16 protein-coding genes are annotated in these 15,606 nt (G+C 67.8%); 6 read left to right on the top strand and 10 right to left on the bottom strand.

Features of this window, described 5'->3' with window-relative positions; genetic code table 11:
* From rluB to NM961_RS16400, 4 genes are all read right to left on the bottom strand, one after another.
* Positions 1-1,183: 23S rRNA pseudouridine(2605) synthase RluB (gene rluB / locus NM961_RS16415; RefSeq protein WP_255915492.1), on the bottom strand; the 1,183-nt coding region annotated here is incomplete at its 3' end.
* Entirely contained in the window at positions 1,180-2,484 is a 1,305-nt protein-coding gene (scpB, locus tag NM961_RS16410; RefSeq protein ID WP_255915491.1) for an SMC-Scp complex subunit ScpB, read from the bottom strand. The genes scpB and rluB, both read right to left, overlap by 4 nt.
* On the bottom strand, positions 2,484-3,392 hold the full coding sequence (locus NM961_RS16405; protein ID WP_255915490.1) for a segregation and condensation protein A: 909 nt from the start codon (positions 3,390-3,392) through the stop codon (positions 2,484-2,486). Before NM961_RS16405 ends, scpB begins: the two co-directional genes overlap by 1 nt.
* A 72-nt stretch (positions 3,393-3,464) precedes the next feature.
* Entirely contained in the window at positions 3,465-4,082 is a 618-nt protein-coding gene (locus NM961_RS16400; RefSeq protein WP_255915489.1) for an L-threonylcarbamoyladenylate synthase, read from the bottom strand.
* A 54-nt stretch (positions 4,083-4,136) separates the two neighbouring features.
* Between NM961_RS16400 and dinB the strand changes: the two genes are divergently transcribed.
* Positions 4,137-5,315 (top strand): DNA polymerase IV, encoded by a 1,179-nt coding sequence (gene dinB / locus NM961_RS16395; RefSeq protein WP_255915488.1) that lies wholly within the window; start codon positions 4,137-4,139, stop codon positions 5,313-5,315.
* A gap of 187 nt (positions 5,316-5,502) precedes the next feature.
* Complete coding sequence (locus NM961_RS16390; RefSeq protein ID WP_255915487.1) at positions 5,503-5,853, top strand: PilZ domain-containing protein; 351 nt, start codon at positions 5,503-5,505, stop codon at positions 5,851-5,853.
* 87 nt (positions 5,854-5,940) lie between these two features.
* Here NM961_RS16390 and NM961_RS16385 read toward each other — a convergent pair whose 3' ends face one another.
* Entirely contained in the window at positions 5,941-7,629 is a 1,689-nt protein-coding gene (locus NM961_RS16385) for a long-chain-fatty-acid--CoA ligase (protein WP_255915486.1), read from the bottom strand.
* Positions 7,630-7,789: 160 nt separating this feature from the next.
* On the opposite strand from NM961_RS16385, the gene NM961_RS16380 reads away from it, so the two are divergent.
* The 3 genes from NM961_RS16380 (at position 7,790) to NM961_RS16370 (ending at position 9,236) form a co-directional block, all read left to right on the top strand.
* Positions 7,790-8,215, top strand: a complete 426-nt coding sequence (locus NM961_RS16380; protein WP_255915485.1) for a nuclear transport factor 2 family protein — start codon at positions 7,790-7,792, stop codon at positions 8,213-8,215.
* A gap of 83 nt (positions 8,216-8,298) precedes the next feature.
* Positions 8,299-8,745 (top strand): Xre family toxin-antitoxin system antitoxin, encoded by a 447-nt coding sequence (locus NM961_RS16375; RefSeq protein ID WP_255915484.1) that lies wholly within the window; start codon positions 8,299-8,301, stop codon positions 8,743-8,745.
* On the top strand, positions 8,742-9,236 hold the full coding sequence (locus tag NM961_RS16370; RefSeq protein WP_255915483.1) for an RES family NAD+ phosphorylase: 495 nt from the start codon (positions 8,742-8,744) through the stop codon (positions 9,234-9,236). Before NM961_RS16375 ends, NM961_RS16370 begins: the two co-directional genes overlap by 4 nt.
* Before the next feature lie 48 nt (positions 9,237-9,284).
* On the opposite strand, the gene NM961_RS16365 is transcribed toward NM961_RS16370, so the two are convergent.
* The gene (locus tag NM961_RS16365) at positions 9,285-9,704 is read right to left on the bottom strand and encodes a winged helix-turn-helix transcriptional regulator (protein WP_255915482.1); all 420 of its coding nucleotides are present in this window, start codon (positions 9,702-9,704) and stop codon (positions 9,285-9,287) included.
* 53 nt (positions 9,705-9,757) lie between these two features.
* Between NM961_RS16365 and NM961_RS16360 the strand changes: the two genes are divergently transcribed.
* Positions 9,758-10,327 (top strand): hypothetical protein, encoded by a 570-nt coding sequence (locus tag NM961_RS16360; RefSeq protein ID WP_255915481.1) that lies wholly within the window; start codon positions 9,758-9,760, stop codon positions 10,325-10,327.
* Positions 10,328-10,456: 129 nt separating this feature from the next.
* On the opposite strand, the gene acnA is transcribed toward NM961_RS16360, so the two are convergent.
* From acnA to NM961_RS16340, 4 genes are all read right to left on the bottom strand, one after another.
* Entirely contained in the window at positions 10,457-13,153 is a 2,697-nt protein-coding gene (acnA, locus tag NM961_RS16355; protein ID WP_255915480.1) for an aconitate hydratase AcnA, read from the bottom strand.
* Positions 13,154-13,352: 199 nt separating this feature from the next.
* A complete protein-coding gene (gene hflD / locus NM961_RS16350; protein ID WP_255915479.1) occupies positions 13,353-13,976 on the bottom strand; it encodes a high frequency lysogenization protein HflD in 624 nt (207 codons plus the stop codon).
* A 4-nt stretch (positions 13,977-13,980) separates the two neighbouring features.
* On the bottom strand, positions 13,981-15,072 hold the full coding sequence (gene mnmA, locus NM961_RS16345; RefSeq protein WP_255915494.1) for a tRNA 2-thiouridine(34) synthase MnmA: 1,092 nt from the start codon (positions 15,070-15,072) through the stop codon (positions 13,981-13,983).
* A gap of 28 nt (positions 15,073-15,100) precedes the next feature.
* On the bottom strand, positions 15,101-15,589 hold the full coding sequence (locus NM961_RS16340; protein WP_255915478.1) for an NUDIX hydrolase: 489 nt from the start codon (positions 15,587-15,589) through the stop codon (positions 15,101-15,103).
* Between the last annotated feature and the right edge of the window lie 17 nt (positions 15,590-15,606).

Raw genomic sequence — 15,606 nt, 5'->3', positions numbered from 1 at the left:
CGCCGCGGTTGAATTCATCGCCGGCCGACCAGGTACGCGGCATCACCACTTCCTGGCCGGGCGCGGCGCCGCGGCGTGCGGGACGGCGCTGCGGCTTGTCGGTATTGCCGTCGACCACGCGGCCGCCGCGGCCCTGGCCGGCCGGGCGCGCCGCGCCGCCGCCGAAGCGCTTGGGACCGCCGGGGCCGCCGCGGCCCGGACGGCGGCCGGGGCCGTCGTCGCGGATGCGGTCGAAACGGGTCAGCTCGCGCGCCTCGGCGCGGTCGGCGCCGGTCCAGGCCTGCTGGCTGCTCTTGGGCGCCGGGCGGTATTCGGTCACGGCCGACTGGCCGGCGCGGCGCTGGTGGATCACCGGCTGCAGGGTCAGCGTGGGTTCGCTGCTGGTGGCGCCGCAGAGTTCGCGCAGCGCCTTGGTGTCCTCGGCATCCAGCTCCTGCGAGTGGCCGCGCTTGAGCGGCCGCGGCAGTTCCACCGTGCCGTAGCGCACGCGCTTGAGGCGGCTGACCAGGAAGCCGGCCGCATCCCACAGGCGGCGCACTTCGCGGTTGCGGCCTTCCTTGATCACCACGCGGAACCAGGAATGGCTGCCGCTGCGGCTGATCACGCCGATATCGTCGAAATGGGCCGGGCCGTCGTCGAGTTCTATGCCGGCCTTGAGGCGCTCCAGCACTTCATCGGGCACTTCGCCGTGGACGCGGCAGATGTATTCGCGTTCGATCTCGCTGGACGGATGCATCAGCGCATTGGCCAGGTTGCCGTCGGTGGTCAGCAGCAGCAGGCCGGTGGTGTTGATGTCCAGGCGGCCCACGGCGATCCAGCGCTGTCCTTTCAGGCGCGGCAGCTGCTCGAACACGGTAGGACGGCCTTCGGGATCCTCGCGCGTGGTCACCACGCCTTCAGGCTTGTGGTAGACCAGTACCTGCGCCTGTTCGGCATCGTCGCGGATCACCACGAACAGCTTGCCGTCGAGTTCGACCCGGTCGCCGCTCTTGACGCTGAGCCCGATCGTCGCCGGCGCGCCGTTGACCGTGATCTCGCCATTCTGGATGCGCTGTTCGAGCAGGCGGCGCGAGCCCAGGCCGGCGTTGGCCAGCACCTTGTGCAGGCGTTCTTCCACGGCCGGCGTGGTTTCGTCGCTCTGCGAGCGCTTGAGGGTGAGGGTACGGCGGGGTGCAGCGGTCATGCGTTGTGCTCCGGGACGTCGTCGGACGTCGTGGTTTCTGGCGGATCGACGACGTCGTCGTCCGGGGAAAAATCGCTGTCGGCGAAATCAGGGGTGTCGTCGCTGTCCAGCGCGGATTCGCCCGCAGCGGACCAGTCGGTGTCGGCTTCCGGCGCGTCCTCGAAATCGCCGGCGGCGAAGTCGCCGTCGGGATCGGGCGCGGAAGGCGCGGGGGAGGGCTTGCGGCTGCCGCGGGGGCCGGCGGCCGGCTGTCCCGATCCGGAGTCGCCGGATTCGCGGGAAGCTTCGGGCGCTTCGGTCTCGGCTTCGCCGGAGTGCGCGCTTTCTATGGTTTCTTCGGCGGTTCCGGCCATGGCGGAAGCGTCGGCTTCGGCGTTGGCTTCATCCTCACCGGCGGCCTCGGCGGAAATCCCGGCTTCGTGCGGCGCCGCAGCTTCGGCCGCGTCGTCCATGGCCGGCGCTTCGGCTGCGCCAGCTCCGGCTTCGAGCGGTCCGGCTTCAGCGCTGCCCGCAGGCTGCGCAGCATCGCCATCGCGGTCTTCGCCAGCGGCCGCGGTGTGGTCGTCGTCCGTCGCAGAGGCCGGCTCCGCGCCGGCTTCCGCCGCGGCCTGGTCTGCGCTTGCTTCGTCCGTCACCGCCGTTTCCGCGCCGGGTTCGCCGCCGGCTGCTGCCGTTTCCGCCGCGGCTTCGGCCGCCATGGCTTCCTGGTCTTCCGGCGGCAGTTCCAGCGATGGCGGGATCACCGGCGCCAGGTCCATCTGCGGGTCGTACTCGTCCAGGTCGCGGATCTCCGCCAGCGGCGGCAGCTCATCCAGCGATTTCAGGTTGAAATAATCGAGGAAATTGCGCGAGGTGCCGAACAGCGCCGGCCGGCCTGGCACGTCGCGGTAGCCGACCACGCGCACCCATTCGCGCTCTTCCAGGGTCTTGATGATGGACGAGGACACGGCCACGCCGCGGATCTGCTCGATCTCGGCGCGGGTGATGGGCTGGCGGTAGGCGATCAGGGCCAGGGTTTCCAGCAGCGCGCGCGAATACTTGGTCTGGCGTTCGGTCCACAGGCGCGTGACCCAGGCGTGCACGTCCTCGCGGATCTGGTAGCGGAAGCCGGAGGCGACTTCCTTGAGTTCTATGCCGCGTTCGGCGCAGTCCTCGGCCAGGGCGGCCAGGGCGGCGCCGATCTGGTCGTTGTCCACCGCTTCCTCTTCGGTGAACAGGCCGGCCAGCTGGCTCAGCGACAGCGGCTGCGCCGCGGCCATCAGCACCGCTTCGAGTATGCGTTTGAGCAGTAGCGGATCCATCACTCGGTTTCTTCCAGGGCGGCGTCGCTGTCGTCGGCGGCCAGCACGGGCATTTCGCCGTCGACGATCAGGGCCTTGAGGTAGATCGGGCCGGGTACCTCGTTCTGCACGATCTCGATGAGGATTTCCTTGGCCAGCTCCAGCATGGCCAGGAAGGTCACCACGATGCCGCGGCGGCCTTCTTCCACATTGAAAAGACTTTCAAAACGGTGGAACTGGCCGTCGCCCAGGCGGCCGAGCACGTCGCTCATGCGGTGGCGCACGGACAGGGCCTCGCGCTGGATGGCGTGGTGGCCGGTCAGGTCGGCGCGGCGCAGCACGTCTTTCAGCGCCAGCAGCAGTTCCTTCAGTTCCACCGGCGGCGGCAGGCGCACCACGGCGCGGTCCGGCACGAAGGCCGAGGCGGTGGAGATGTCGCGTTCCAGCCGCGGCATGGCTTCGATATCGGCCGCGGCCTTCTTGAAGCGTTCGTATTCCTGCAGCCGGCGCACCAGCTCGGCGCGCGGGTCTTCCTCTATGCCTTCCTCGTCCGGCGGGCGCGGCAGCAGCAGGCGGGATTTGATCTCGGCCAGGATCGCCGCCATCACCAGGTATTCGGCGGCCAGTTCGAGCTTCAGGTTCTGCATCAGCTCGATGTAGTCGACGTACTGGCGCGTGATCTCGGCGACGGGAATGTCGAGGATGTCGAGGTTCTGCCGGCGGATCAGGTAGAGCAGCAGGTCCAGCGGGCCTTCAAACGCCTCCAGGATGACTTCCAGCGCATCCGGCGGGATGTACAGATCCTGCGGCATCTGCAGCACGGGCTGGCCTTTCACGATCGCCAGCGGCATTTCCTGCTGCTGCGGTACGGACGTGAAAATGCCTTGGCCCTCGCTGGGCGCGAGTTGCTCGGCAGGCTCGGTGCTCATCTAGCGGGTGCTGGTCTCTACGCTGTTCGCCGCGCTCACCGCGGCATGCGGGCCTGGGAGGCCGGTTGCATCTCAGGCGAATGGCACTTCGCCCTTGCCCTGGCGCACTAGCCGCGGCGTGTCGTCCAGCAGGTCGATCACGGTCGTCGGTTCGTTGCCACAGAAGCCGCTGTCGACAAACAGGTCGACGGCGGAGCCAACATGGTCGTACAGGTCGTCGACTTCCCAGCCAGCCATGTCCGCGTCCGGGAGTATCAGGCTGGAGCTGCTAAGCGGCTCGCCCAATGCTTCGACCAGCGCCAATGCCACGCGATGGTCCGGAATGCGGACGCCTACGGAACGTTTCTTGGCCTGCTTGAGATGCCGGGGTACATCGGCAGCCGCAGGGAGAAGGAAGGTGTAGGGGCCGGGAGTCAGGGATCGGACTGTCCGGAACGCCGCATCGTGCATGCGGGCGTACGCGCCGACCTCACTCAAGTGGCGACAGATTAAAGTGAAGTTGTGCCTGCTGTCCAGCTTTCGCAGGCGTACCGCCCGTTCCTGCGCCGGCAGGGCGTTCAGGCGCCAGCCCAGGGCGTAGCCCGAATCGGTGGGGTAGGCGATGAGGCCGCCGCGGTCCAGCACGGCCACGGCCTGGCTGATCAGGCGCGGCTGGGGATTGTCCGGGTGGATGGCGAGGCGCTGGCTCATGCGGGGAGCCTGCGCACGCAGACGAAATTCGTCAAGCGCGGCACACTTGCGCGCATGGGAAGCCCGCGCGCCATCATCCACGTCGACATGGACGCGTTTTACGCGGCGGTGGAGGTGCTGGACCATCCGCAATGGCGCGGCCTGCCGCTGGTGGTGGGCGAGCTGGGCCCGCGCAGCGTGGTTTCCACCGCCAGCTACGAGGCGCGCCGCTACGGCGTGCGCTCGGCCATGCCGACCCTGACCGCCCAGCGGCTGTGTCCGCAAGCCCTGTTCGTGCCGGTGCGCATGGCGCGCTACCGCGAGGTCTCGGCCGAGGTGTTCGCGGTGTTCGGCGAGGTCACGCCGGAGATCGAGGGCCTGTCGCTGGACGAGGCCTTCCTCGACGTCAGCCGCAGCCTGCGCCTGTTCGGCGGCGGGATCGAGGCCATAGGCCGCCGTCTCAAACAGGAAATCGTGCGCCGCACCGGGCTCAACGCCTCGGTCGGCATGGCCCACAACAAGCTGCTGGCCAAGCTTGCCAGCGAATTGTCCAAGCCCGACGGCTTCCTGCGCATACGCCCCGAACAGGTCCACGCCGTACTCGACCCGCTGCCGGTGGGCCGGCTGTGGACCGTGGGCAAGGTGGCCGAGTCCAATCTGCACCGCCTGGGCATACGCACCGTGGGCGAGCTGCGCTTTGCCGAGCCGCGCCGGCTGCAGCAGGCCTGCGGCAACCAGGCCGCGCACTGGCAGCGGCTGGCCCGCGGCGAGGACGACCGCCCGGTACAGCCCGACGCCGGAGAAAAGTCGATCAGCGCGGAGACCACTTTTGTCACGGACCTGACCACCCTGGACCAGGCCTTGTCATGGTTGGCGCGCCTGGCCGAGCGCGTCGGCGAGCGCGTGCGTGCGCAGCAGCTCAAGGGCCGCACCATCACGCTGAAGGTGCGCAAGCCGCCGTTCGAGACACATACCCGCCAGCTCAGCCTGGGCGAACCCACCGATGCCACCAGGGAACTGCTCGATGCCGGCCGCACCTTGCTGCAGCGCTGGTGGGCGGCGGAAAAGGATCCCCGCCTGCGCCTGCTGGGCATAGGCATCAGCCAGTTCGCGGCCGAAGCGCAGAGCGGCCTGTTCGCGCCTTCGCCCGGCCAGGACCGCCTGGCCGACCGCATCAACCAGCGTTTCGGCCAGGGCAGTCTGGTGCGCGGGGTGGTGCTGAAATCGCGCCGCGGCGGGTCGGAGAATTCCTGACTATCGGCGTTTTGCCCCGTGCCTCCGGCGGAAAATCACCGGAATCGGCCTCGGCGCCGCGTTTTTCGCCGTGCTGCGCAAATTCCGTCCCGCTCCCTGGCACGATTTGTGATTCGCCATGAATTGATTTTGGCGGCATGCTTCGCTAAAAGAGCCTAGACCCACGGGGGGTTGCAGGATGCTTCACATGAACAATCGCAACGCGCGCGTGGGCATGCGCCCGGCCCGCATGAAAATCCGCTCGGCCGTGCTGATGATGCATGGCGCCGATGCGTGGTCCAGCGAGCTGGAAGACATTTCCGCCACCGGCGTGCTGGTGCGCCGTCCCGAGGAATTCACCGGCAAGGCCGGCGACATGTTCGTGCTGGACATGATGATCGGCGACGAACTCAACATTCATCTGGAGGCCACTGTCGCCCGTGTCACCGCCGACAGCGTGGGCTTCGCCTATGCGCGCATTCCCGAGAGCAAGGAAGAGCCGCTGTGGAACCTGCTCGGCGGCTATGCCGATTCGATCGAGTCCTACCACAACAACTAAGCGCCGCGTCCGCGCGGTGTCACTGCTTCCCGCAACAAAAAAGCCCGCTTCGCAGCGGGCTTTTTTGTTGCGCTGCAGCGCGAAGATTCAGGCCTTGACCGCTCCCTTGGGCGCGTCGCGCAGCTCGCGGCGGATGATCTTGCCGACGTTGCTCTTGGGCAGCGAATCGCGGAACTCGACGAAGCGCGGCTGCTTGTATCCGGTGAGGTTGGCCTTGCAGTGGGCGCGCAGGTCCTCGGCGGTCAAATTGGGATCCTTGCGCACCACGAAGATCTTCACCGCCTCGCCGGATTTCTCGTCCGGCACGCCGATCGCGGCGACTTCCAGCACGCCCGGATGCGCCGCGACCACGTCCTCGACCTCGTTCGGATAGACGTTGAAGCCCGACACCAGGATCATGTCCTTCTTGCGGTCGACGATGTACACATAGCCCTTTTCGTCCATGCGCGCGACGTCGCCGGTATGCAGCCAGCCGTCGTCGCCCAGCACCTGGGCGGTTTCCTCCGGCCGGTTCCAGTAGCCCTTCATCACCTGCGGCCCGCGCACGCACAGCTCGCCGATGTCGCCGACCGGCAGCTGGTTGCGGTTGTCGTCCTGGATGGACACCTCGGTGGAGGAAATGGGCATGCCGATGGAGCCGTTGTATTCGGGCAGGTCCAGCGGGTTCATGCAGGCCGCGGGTGAAGTCTCGGTCAGGCCGTAGGCCTCGACCAGGGTCACGCCGGTGACCTTCTTCCAGCGTTCGGCCACCGGACGCTGTACCGCCATGCCGCCGCCCAGGGCCAGGTGCAACGTGGAAAAATTGATCTGGTCGAAGCCCGGCGTGTTGAGCAGGCCGTTGAACAGGGTGTTGACGCCGGTGATCGCGGTGAAGGGGACCTGGTTGATCTCCTTGACGAAGGCGGGCATGTCGCGCGGGTTGGTGATCAGATAGTTCAGGCCGCCGAACTTCATGAACACCAGGCCGTTCGCGGTCAGCGCGAAGATGTGGTACAGCGGCAGGGCGGTGATGATGATTTCCTCGCCCATCTTCGCGTTCACGCCTATCCACGACGAGGCCTGCTGCATGTTCGCGACCAGGTTGCCGTGGGTGAGCATGGCGCCCTTGGCCACGCCGGTGGTGCCGCCGGTGTACTGCAGGAAGGCGATGTCGCCGTGGCCCAGCTCCGCGCGCACGAAGTTCTGCCGCGCGCCGCGCGCCAGCGCGTCGTTGAAGCGGATCGCGCCCGGGATATTGAACGCCGGCACCAGCTTCTTGACGTGCTTGACCACCAGGTTGGTGATCAGCGACTTGGGGAAGCCCAGCATGTCGCCCAGGCCGGTGGTGATCACGTGCCTGCACGACGTCTCGCCCAGCACTTCGGAAGCCGTGGCGGCGAAATTGTCCAGCACCACCAGGGCTGCCGCGCCGGAGTCGTTGAGCTGGTGCTTGAGTTCGCGCGGCGTGTACATCGGATTGGTGTTGACCACGGTCAGGCCGGCGCGCAGCACGCCGAAAATCGCGATCGGGTACTGCAGCACGTTGGGCATCATCAGCGCGACGCGGTCGCCGCGCTTGAGGCCCAGGTCTCCGGTCAGGAACGCGGCGAACTGGCGGCTCAGGCGATCCACGTCGTCGTAGCTGAGCGTCTTGCCCATATTGCAGAAGGCCGGCCGCTGGCGGAAGCGGTCGCAGGCGGACTCCAGCACCGCAACGACCGAGGCGTACTCGTGAAGATCGATCTCGGCGGGGACTCCGGCGGGATAGTTCGCGAGCCAGGGGCGTTGTGTGCTCATCGTCGGGAAGGCCTCGAAGTGCGGATTGGCGACATGGCCGCTGTTGCGCGGCGGATTCGGCCTGATTGGAGCACAGCCCCGGAAAATGCGGCAAGCGGCATTGCAGCGAGGCGCGGCCTGTGCGCCAATCGCGGTCCCCTGTCTTGTGCCGGAATCGCCTATGCGCCGGGTTTTCGCCGTCCTCGCCCTGATGCTGTTCGCCGCCGGCTGCAGCCGCACGCCCGATGAAACCCAGATCCGCGAAGCCATCGCGGCGATGGAGCATGCGGTGGAGCAGCGCCAGCCGCGCGAATTCATGGCCTTCGTCGCCGAGGACTTCACCGGCAGCGAGGGCAGCCTGGACAAGGCCGGCGTGCACAACCTGCTGCGCGCCCAGTTTCTCGGCAACCAGGCCGTCGGCGTGGTACTGGGGCCCATCGAGGTCACCCTGACCGGCGAGCGCGCCGTGGCCAAGGTCAGCGCCACCCTGACCGGTGGCAGCGGCGGCTGGATTCCCGAGCGCGGCGCGGTCTACGACTTCGACACCGGCTGGAAGAAAGTCGGCGGCGAATGGCGCTGCATCAGCGCGAACTGGACCCGGCACTGAGCCCGGCGCGGGCTTTGCCGGCCTGGAAACCGCGCGTATATTCCCCATATGATGGGCCTTGAGCCGTCATTTGGAGCAATGCCGTGAACGCCGTGGCCGAGGACGTCTCCCGTTTCCTGCAAGCCAACCGCGGCAGCGCGCGCTTTCGCGTGCCGGCGACCGCGCTGCAGTTCGACGCGCTGCTGCGCAAGGGCCTGGCCCTGTCGGTGGCCGACGCCGCCGCCAGCACCCTGGGCGTCACCCGCGAGCGTCTGGCCCGGCTTATCCGCATCAGCCCGTCCACGCTGGAGCGCCGCTTCAAGGAAAAGGCCGACCTCACCGGTGCGGAGGCCGACGCGCTCTACCGCATCATCGGCCTGCTCGGCGTGGCCCAGCGCGTGCTGGCCGACGACGCCAATGTGAAATCGTGGATGGCCCGGCCGCAGCCCGGCCTGGACGGCCGCATCCCGCTGGACCTGATCGACAACGCCGCCGGTACCGAGGCTGTGATCCTGCTGCTCGAACAGATCTACCACGGCCTGGTGCCGTGATTGTCTGGCGCGTCATCCGGCGCGAGTTCGCCGACGCGCCGCTGTCCGTCGAAGGCGCCAAGTCCTGGCCCGGCCGCTGGCATTCCGCCGGCACCGCCATCCTCTACACGGCCTCTACCGAATCCCTGGCGCTGCTGGAGAAATTCGTCCACCTCGCGCTGGAATTGCGCAGCATTCCCCATATCAAGCTGAAGATAGAACTCCCGCCCGGCGCGGTCGTCGAGGAAATGGAATCCCTTGCCGCCGGCGCGCCCGACTGGCGCAGCGACGATCCCAGCGCCGCCCGGGCTTTCGGCGACGAATGGGCGCGCACTGCAAAGAGCCTCGGGCTGAGCGTGCCCAGCGTGCTGTCTTCGAGCGAGCGCAATGTGCTGCTGCGCGCCGCCTCGCCGCTGTACGAGAAGCTGCAGATCGTCAGCGCCGACGAATTCCTGTACGACGAGCGCATGTGGAAAGGTGAAAACCGCGCCGCGCCCAGACGCGGCAGATAGAGCGCCGGTGACCGCGGCGAAATTCATCCGCATTCCGCGCCCGGCGAGTCATCCTGCAGGCAGGATGGACCCGGCACAGGCCAGCGGCGTGCCGGCGGCGGCACCGGTCCGCTTGCGCCGCAAATGTTCCTCGCCCCAGACACGTACCATTTCCACCAGCGGCAACAGCGCCGCGCCGTAGCGGCTGAGCTGGTACATCACCGGTGCCGGCGATGCTCCTGTAGGCACACGCTCGACGAGGCCGTCGGCTTCCAGTTCGCGCAGTTGTTCGGCCAGCACCTTGGGCGAGATCGGCGCCGCGCGGCGGCGCAGGCCGGCGAAATGCAGTTCGCCGTGGGCCAGCCAGTAGATCAGGGTCAGCTTCCATTTGCCGCCGATGGCGGCGAAGGCGGCCGTCAGCGGGCAATCCGCCAGCGGGTTGGGCCGCGCCGCGCGGGGATGCTTACCTGCAGGTGCGTTCTTGCGCATGGGCTTTCCGCTCTTTCATTCTCGTCCGCATCATGCGCACACGGGAGATCGCCATGCAAAAGCCTTCGTGGATCCGCGCCGCCGCCGCACTGCTGGCCCTGCTGTCCGCGTCGCCGGCGTGCGCCGCGCAGGCGCCGCCGGCAGCGCCGCCGCCGCGCGACGGCCAGCGGGATTTCGATTTCGAGGTCGGCGTCTGGAATACCCGCCTGAAACGCCTGGCGCAGCCGCTGTCGGGCTCGCAGGAGTGGCTGGCCTACGAGGGCACCACGACCGTGAGCAAGGTGCTGGACGGACGGGCGAACCTGGTCGAGCTGTCGGTCAAGGGCGCCGCCGGCACGCTGGAGGGCCTGAGCCTGCGGCTCTACAACCCGGTTTCGCGGCAGTGGAGCCTCAACTTCGCCAATATCCGCAGCGGCGTGCTGGCGCATCCCAGTGTGGGCGGCTTCAAGGATGCGCGCGGCGAGTTCTACAGCCAGGAGGAATTCGGCGGCCGCACCATTCTGGTCCGCTTCGTCATCTCGGCGATCACGCGCGACTCGGTGCATTTCGAGCAGGCGTTTTCCGACGACGGCGGCAGGAACTGGGAGGTCAACTGGATCGCGGACGACAGGCGCGTCCGCTGAAACCGCATACGCAGGCGTCGGCAGGGTCTGCCGGGGGCAGCGCCCGTGCAGGAAACTTGCCGGTACTGCAATAACTGCCGGAAAAGAAAAAGGCGCCGCCGCTCAGCGGCGGCGCCCTGGTCCGGTTTCTCAGGCCGCCTTCGGCGCCGACGCCAGCTGGCGCAGCACGTAGGGCAGGATGCCGCCGTGACGGAAGTACTCCACTTCCTTCGGCGTCAGCAGCAGCACCTTCACGCTGAAGCGCTTGGTGTCGGTCGGGCCCTTGGCCACGACTTCGATCTCGCGTGCCTCGCCGTCGTTGAGGCCGGCGATCTCGAACACCTCATCGCCCTTGAGGCCGATGGTCTGCGCGTTCTCGCCGTCCTTGAACTGCAGCGGCAGCACGCCCATGCCGACCAGGTTGGAACGGTGGATGCGCTCGAAGCTCTCGGCGATGACCGCCTTGACGCCCAGCAGCATGGTGCCCTTGGCCGCCCAGTCGCGCGAGGAGCCGGTGCCGTATTCCTTGCCGGCGATCACGACCAGGGGCACGCCCTCGGCCTTGTAGCGCATGGCGGCGTCGTAGATCGACAGCTTGGCGCCGTCCGGATAGTGATAGGTATTGCCGCCTTCTTCGCCGCCCAGCATCAGGTTCTTGATGCGGATATTGGCGAAGGTGCCGCGCACCATCACGTCGTCGTTGCCGCGGCGCGAGCCGTAGGAGTTGAAGTCGATCTTGGCCACGCCGCGGCTCTGCAGGAACACGCCGGCAGGCGAGGTGGCCTTGATGTCGCCGGCGGGCGAGATGTGGTCGGTGGTGATGGAATCGCCGAACAGGCCCAGCACGCGGGCGCCGTGGATGTCCTGGATCTTGCCCACGGCCATGGTCATGCCGTCGAAGTAGGGCGGGTTCTTGATGTAGGTGGAGCTGCCGTCCCAGGAGTAGATCTCGCCCTCGGCCGAGGCGATCTGGTTCCAGCGGCTGTCGCCCTTGAACACGTCGGCGTAGTTCTTCTTGAACATTTCCGGGCCGACGGTGGCGGCGATGACGTCGCCGATTTCCTTGTTGCTCGGCCAGATGTCGCGCAGGAACACGGCCTTGCCGGATTCGTCATGGCCGATCGGATCCTTGGACAGGTCGGTGTCCACGGTGCCTGCGATGGCGTAGGCCACGACCAGCGGCGGCGAGGCCAGGTAGTTCATCTTCACTTCGGGATGGACGCGGCCTTCAAAGTTGCGGTTGCCCGAGAGTACCGAGGTGACGACCAGGTCGCCCTCGGCGATGCCGGCCGAGACTTCTTCCGGCAGCGGGCCGGAGTTGCCGATGCAGGTGGTGCAGCCGTAGCCGACCACGTAGAAGCCCAGCTGCTCCAGATCCTTCAGCACGCCGGCCTTCTTGAGGTAGTCGGTGACCACCAGCGAGCCCGGTCCCAGCGAGGTCTTGACCCAGGGCGCGACCTTCAGGCCCTTGGCCACGGCGTTGCGCGCGAGCAGGCCGGCGCCAAGCATCACGGCCGGGTTGGAGGTGTTGGTGCAGGAGGTGATGGCGGCGATCACGACCGCGCCGTCCTTCAGCGCGTATTCCTTGCCGTCCTTGACCACCTGGGCCGTACCCGGGGTGGCCGACTTGGTCCTGGTCGCGCGCGCTTCGACCATCGGCGCCAGGGCCTCGCGGTAGTTGGCTTCCACGTTTTCCAGCAGCACGCGGTCCTGCGGGCGCTTGGGGCCGGCCAGCGAAGGTTTGACGTCGGCCAGGTCCAGGCTCAGCACGGAGCTGTATTCCGCGTCGGCCTGGCCGGCTTCGCGCCACAGGCCCTGGGTCTTGGCATAGGCCTCGACCAGGCTGATCAGGGCTTCGTCGCGGCCGGACAGGCGCAGGTAGTTCAGCGCTTCGCTGTCGATGGGGAAGATGCCGCAGGTGGCGCCGTATTCCGGCGCCATGTTGGCGATGGTGGCGCGGTCGGCGAGGGCGAGGTGATCCAGGCCGTCGCCGAAGAATTCGACGAACTTGCCCACCACGCCGTGCTTGCGCAGCATCTGGGTGACGGTGAGGACCAGGTCGGTGGCGGTGGCGCCTTCCGGCAGCTTGCCGCTGAGCTTGAAGCCGACCACCTGCGGAATCAGCATCGAGGACGGCTGGCCGAGCATGGCGGCTTCGGCTTCGATGCCGCCGACGCCCCAGCCCAGCACGCCGATGCCGTTGATCATGGTGGTGTGCGAGTCGGTGCCGAACACGGTGTCCGGGAAGGCCCAGGTCTCGCCGCCGCTGCTGCGGGTCATGACCACGCGGGCCAGGTTCTCCAGGTTGACCTGGTGCACGATGCCGGTGTTCGGCGGCACCACCTTGAAGTTGTCGAAGGCGTTCTGGCCCCAGCGCAGGAAGGAATAGCGCTCGATGTTGCGGCCGAATTCGATCTTGCCGTTGAGGTCCAGCGCCTCGGGCTTGCCGAACACGTCGACCTGGACGGAGTGGTCGATGACCAGTTCGGACGGGATCTGCGGGTTGATCTGGCTGGCGTCGCCGCCGAGCTTGACCACCGCGTCGCGCATGGCGGCGAGGTCGACCACGCAGGGCACGCCGGTGAAGTCCTGCAGCACCACGCGGGCCGGCATGAAGGAGATTTCGGTATCCGGTTCTTTCTTGGCGTCCCAGTTGGCGACGGCTTCGATCTCTTTCGCGGTGACGTTGACGCCATCTTCCTGGCGCAGCAGGTTCTCAAGCAGAATCTTCATCGAGAACGGCAGGCGCTTGAGGTCGAAGCGCTGGCCTAGGGCGGCGAGGCTGGCGATGGTGTAACGCTGACCGTTGACCTCGAGTGAGGTGCGGGTCGAGAAAGAGTCTTTCATTCCGTTCTCCTGGCGTGCAGCGGCTGGAACCGAGGGCCTGGGCAGCCGCGGGGAATGGCCGGGGCGCGAGCGCCTGCGCGGGGGCTACCCAGAAAAAAAGCGCCACATTATGCCTGAAACGAGTGTTTGACTGCAGGCTTTCGCGTCGACTTTGGTCGGCCCATGCCGTAACGGTATATGCCGGCGAGCGCGGCGGGGCTCAGGCGCCGTCGAGCTTGGCCCGGCTCAGCAGCCCGCGCGCCAGCATCAGCAGCTGCTTGCGCTTGAACAGCAGGTGCCACTGGCTGCCGCCGAGCTGGCGCCACAGCACCGCCGCACGCACGCCGGCGAGCAGGGTGGAGCGGATGCGCTCGACCTGGGCGGGCTGCTGCAGGTACAGCGGGTTGCCCTGCACGACCACGCGCGGACGCAGGTTGGACAGGGTGGTGGCGTACAGCTCCGACAGCCGCGCCAGCACGCTGGAATGGGTCAGGCCCAGGTGTTCGACCTGGCGCTGGATGGCGTCTATGCCGTCGCGCAAGGTCTGCAACATGCCGCCGTTGCGCGCCAGCTTGCGCTCGACCCGCAGCACGGAGACGGCGATCTGGCTGGCGGCGAGTTCGCCCGGGTTGGCGTCCATCTGTTGCACCAGGGTTTCCAGGCCCAGGCGCACGCCGGCCACGCCGCCGAAGGCGTCGGCGGCGCTGTCGACGTCGATGCGCAGGATGCTGGCGATGCTGGCCTCCAGCGCGGCAGCGTCCTGGCTGCCGCTGGTGGCGGCGCTGCGCACCAGGGCGGCGGACTGGAATACGCCGGCCAGGGCCAGGACCTGTGCTTCGTTCATGCTGTCATCCTTGGGCGAGTCCGCCGTAGGGTGCGTCGGTGGCTGCGATGACCGCGCCGCCCAGGCATTCCTCGCCGGTGTAGAACACGATGGATTGGCCCGGCGTCACGGCGCGCTGCGGCGCGTCGAAATACACCATGAGGCCGTCGCCGCGGAATTCCAGGCGGCAGGCCTGGTCGGGCTGGCGGTAGCGGGTCTTGGCGCTGCAGCGCAGGCCGTCGGCGGGCGGCGCGCCGGCGGTCCAGCTCGCATCGCTGGCGCGCAGGCTGCGCGAGTCCAGCCAGTGGTTGCTGTTGCCCTGGGCCACGTAGAGATGACGCTGCTCCACATCCTTGCCGACCACGTACCAGGGCTGGCCGTCGGCGTCGCGGCGGCCGCCTATGCCCAGGCCCTGGCGCTGGCCCAGGGTGTAATACATGGTGCCCTGGTGCGTGCCCAGCACCGCGCCCTGGGGCGTGCGTATTTCGCCGGCCTGGGCCGGAATGTACTGCGATAGGAACTCGCGGAAGTCGCGCTCGCCGATGAAGCAGATACCGGTGGAGTCCTTCTTGTCGTGGGTGGCCAGGCCGGCTTCGCGCGCCAGTTCGCGCACCTGCGGCTTGGGCAGCTCGCCGACCGGGAATTCCGTCGCCGCCAGCTGCTGCTGGCCCAGCGTATACAAAAAGTAACTCTGGTCCTTGTTCTCGTCGCGGCCGCGCAACAGGCGGTAGCGGCCGTCAAGACAGTCGACCCGGGCATAGTGGCCGGTGGCGATCTTGTCCGCGCCCAGCTCCCGCGCATGGTCGAGGAAGGTGCGGAACTTGATTTCGCGATTGCACAGAACGTCGGGATTGGGCGTGCGTCCTGCACGGTATTCGGCCAGGAAGTGAGTGAAAACCTGGTCCCAGTATTCACCGGAGAAATTGCGCGCGTGGAACGGCAGATCGAGCGCGGCGCAGACCCGCAGCGCGTCCAGACGGTCGCGGTCGGCATCGCATTCGCCGAGGCGGCCGTCATCTTCCCAGTTCTTCATGAACAGGCCGGCCACGTTGCGGCCCTGGCGCTTCAGCAGCAGGGCGGCGACCGAGGAATCCACGCCGCCGGACACGCCGACCATGATCAGGGGCTGGCTCACACGCGGCCTTTCATTGTGCCAGCCACTGCAGCGCGCCCAGCGGCAGGCGCTGGCCGCCGAGCCAGGCGTCGATGCTGGCCAGGATCAGCGGGCTGCGCAGGCGCGGCGCGGCGGCCTCGATCTCGGCGCGGCTGAGCCAGACGGCCGCGACGATGCCGCTGTCCAGCGGCTGCTGCGGATGGTGGCGCAAGGGTTGGGCGGCGAAGGTGAAGCGTACGAAATGCCGGCCCAGCTGGGGGTTTTCCCATTGATGCACACCGACCAGGCAGTCCAGGCTCACATCCCAGCCGGTTTCCTCGCGGGTCTCGCGCCGGGCCGCATCGGCCAGGGATTCGCCGGGTTCCAGGTGGCCGGCGGGCTGGTTGAGCAGCAGGCGGCCGCGGATGTCCTCTTCCACAAGCAGGAAGCGGCCGTCCCGGGGCACGATGGTGGCGACGGTCACGCGGGGGCGCCAGACGGCGTCCTCGTCGGCTTCCGCTACGGCGACAGGAGCATTCATCCGGGCAATGTTACACG

It is taken from the genome of Tahibacter harae (assembly GCF_024437735.1).
Lineage (GTDB): Bacteria > Pseudomonadota > Gammaproteobacteria > Xanthomonadales > Rhodanobacteraceae > Tahibacter > Tahibacter harae.
The sequence above is the reverse complement of the archived record's forward strand: the minus strand, read 5'-3'. Positions and strand labels throughout refer to the sequence as shown.